This window comes from Aeromicrobium sp. PFPM2_SD2, assembly GCF_057364525.1.
This window is the reverse complement of the sequence record NZ_JBNFNZ010000386.1, coordinates 1-2,324: the sequence shown is the minus strand read 5'-3', so window position 1 is coordinate 2,324 and position 2,324 is coordinate 1. Positions and strand designations below refer to the sequence as shown.

General features: G+C 74.1%; 3 protein-coding genes and 2 pseudogenes. 2 read left to right on the top strand and 3 right to left on the bottom strand.

The genetic code is table 11. The features are described 5' to 3' along the window. Positions 1-65: 65 nt before the first annotated feature. A complete protein-coding gene (locus AC2W7G_RS13980) occupies positions 66-692 on the top strand; it encodes a DUF3043 domain-containing protein (protein WP_485868969.1) in 627 nt (208 codons plus the stop codon). Between the two features lie 66 nt (positions 693-758). On the opposite strand, the gene AC2W7G_RS13975 is transcribed toward AC2W7G_RS13980, so the two are convergent. From AC2W7G_RS13975 to AC2W7G_RS13965, 3 genes and pseudogenes are all read right to left on the bottom strand, one after another. Further along, complete coding sequence (locus AC2W7G_RS13975; RefSeq protein ID WP_485868968.1) at positions 759-953, bottom strand: hypothetical protein; 195 nt, start codon at positions 951-953, stop codon at positions 759-761. A gap of 1 nt (position 954) precedes the next feature. After that, on the bottom strand, positions 955-1,827 hold the full coding sequence (gene gcvT / locus AC2W7G_RS13970) for a glycine cleavage system aminomethyltransferase GcvT (RefSeq protein ID WP_485868970.1): 873 nt from the start codon (positions 1,825-1,827) through the stop codon (positions 955-957). A gap of 104 nt (positions 1,828-1,931) precedes the next feature. Continuing rightward, positions 1,932-1,976, bottom strand: a pseudogene (locus tag AC2W7G_RS13965) (hypothetical protein); the annotation flags it as partial. 154 nt (positions 1,977-2,130) lie between these two features. Here AC2W7G_RS13965 and AC2W7G_RS13960 point away from each other — a divergent pair. Next, positions 2,131-2,324 (top strand): annotated as a pseudogene (locus AC2W7G_RS13960) (hypothetical protein); the annotation flags it as partial.

Below are 2,324 nucleotides of genomic sequence, written 5' to 3'. Positions count from 1 at the left end.
GACACGCCAGCCGCCGCCAGCGACGGCGTCCGGACGCCGAGGTCGCACCCCCTACTCTGTGTCCCGTGAGCGAGCACAGCGAGCGAACCATCAACCCCGTCACGGGCGGACGTCCGTACCGTGCGCTCTTCTCGGAGGTCCGCGTGAGCGACAACGACCAGGCCGGCGGCAAGGGCCGCCCGACGCCGTCGCGCCGCGAGGCCGAGGCCGCGCGCAAGGCGCAGATGAAGAAGGCCAACACGCGCAAGGACCAGCTGAAGGCCCAGCGCGCCCTGCGCGACGCGCAGCGCGAGAAGCAGCGCCGGGCGCTGGCCGGCGAGGGCAGCGCCAACGACCTGCCGCTGCGCGACCGCGGCCCGGTCAAGGCGTTCGTGCGCGACTACGTCGACCGGCGCTTCTCGGTGGCCGAGTTCCTGCTGCCGCTGCTGGTGCTCATGCTCGTCCTCAGCACGCTGGGCGGCGAGTGGGGCTCGGTCGTGGTCGTCTACCTGTGGATGGCGACCATCCTGCTGGTGGGCCTGGACTCGATCCGGCTCGTCGTCGGCGTCCGCCGCCAGATCCGCGCGCGCTTCGGCCCCGAGGCGATCCGCGGCACCACCGCGTACGCCCTGCTGCGCTCGACGCAGCTGCGCCGCTTCCGGCTGCCCAAGGCCATGGTGGCGCGCGGCGCGCCGCTCAAGGACCGCTACTGAGCGACCGCTCCCCGCACGGAGCGACGCCCCCGTCCGTCCCGGACGGGGGCGTCGTCGTGCCACGACCTACTCGGCGGCGAGGCCCATCGGGCCGTAGACCTCGGTCTCGCCGTCGAGCAGGCGCACCTGGTCGACGCCGGCTTCCAGCAGGTCGCCGAACGCCTCGCCGATCCAGGTCTCGGCGTCGCTGCGGCTCTCGAACTCCTGAGAGCGTCCGGTGGGCGTGCCGTCCGCCTTCTCGTACGTCCAGCTCCAGGCCATGTCAGTCCTCCTTGGTCGACGGGTCCACGAACGGCGGCTTGACCACCGTGAACGGCTCCTGGCGCCCGCGGACGTCCACGGTCAGCGTCGCGCCGTCGGGGGTGCCGGGCTCGAGCAGCGCGAGGGCGATGCCGGTGCGCAGCGTCGGCGAGAACGTGCCGGAGGTGACCTCGCCGACCTCGGCTCCCTCGCCGTCGCGCACGACCATGCCGGGACGCGGGATGCCGCGGCCCTCGGCGCGCAGTCCGCGCAGGGTGCGGACGGTCTTCTCGGCGCGCTGGCGCACGAGCGCGTCCTTGCCCCAGAAGCTCGGCTTGTCCCAGCCCACGGCCCACCCGGTGCGGGCCATGACCGGGCTGATCGACGCCGACAGCTCGTGCCCGTGCAGCGGGTAGCCCATCTCGGTGCGCAGGGTGTCGCGCGCGCCCAGGCCGCAGGCGCGGATGCCCTGCGGCTCGCCGGCGGTCATGACCGCGTCCCAGACCGCCTCCGCGCCCTCGGACGTCACGACCAGCTCGTAGCCGCGCTCCCCCGTGTAGCCGGTGCGGCAGACGGTGACCTCCTGGCCGCCGACGGTGGCGTCGACGAACGACATGTAGGCGTGGTCGGTCGGCAGGCCGAGCGCCCGCAGCACCTCGTCGCTGCTCGGGCCCTGGACGGCGAGCACGGCGTACTGCCGGTGCAGGTTGGTCACCTCGACGCCGTCGGGGGCGGCGGCCTGCAGCTTGGCCACGACCGCGGCGGTGTTGGCGGCGTTGGGGATGAGGAAGACCTCGAAGTCGCTGCGGACGTACGCGATGAGGTCGTCGACCGTGCCGCCGTCGTCGTCGCAGCAGAGCGTGTACTGCGCCCGGCCGGGGCCGACGCGCTGCAGGTCGTTGGTGAGGCAGGCGTTGAGGAACTCGACGGCACCGGTGCGCGCACGAGCGCCTTGCCCAGGTGGCTGACGTCGAACAGGCCGACGGCCTCCCGCACGGCCTTGTGCTCGGCGAGCACGCCGCCGCCCGCGTACTCCAGCGGCATGCTCCAGCCGCCGAACTCGGCGAGCTTCGCCCCGAGCGCGAGGTGACGGTCGTGCAGGGGCGAGTGCAGGGGCTCCATGGCGGCCAACCTAGCGCCGGGCGCGGCCGTCCGGCACGCCGGACGCGCGCACGGACGGGGTCCTAGGGTGGGAGGCATGCCAGCCGTCACCGTGACCTCAGCCCTGCCCGCGACGACCGAGGCCGACGCCCTCGTCCTGGGCGTCCGCCCCGACGACGACCCGCTCGGCCTGAGCGAGCCGCTGAAGCTGCTCGGCTTCACCGGCAAGCCCGGCAAGGCGGTCGTGGTGCCGTCGAACGGCGCCGCGTCCGCCCCGCTCGTGGTCGCCGT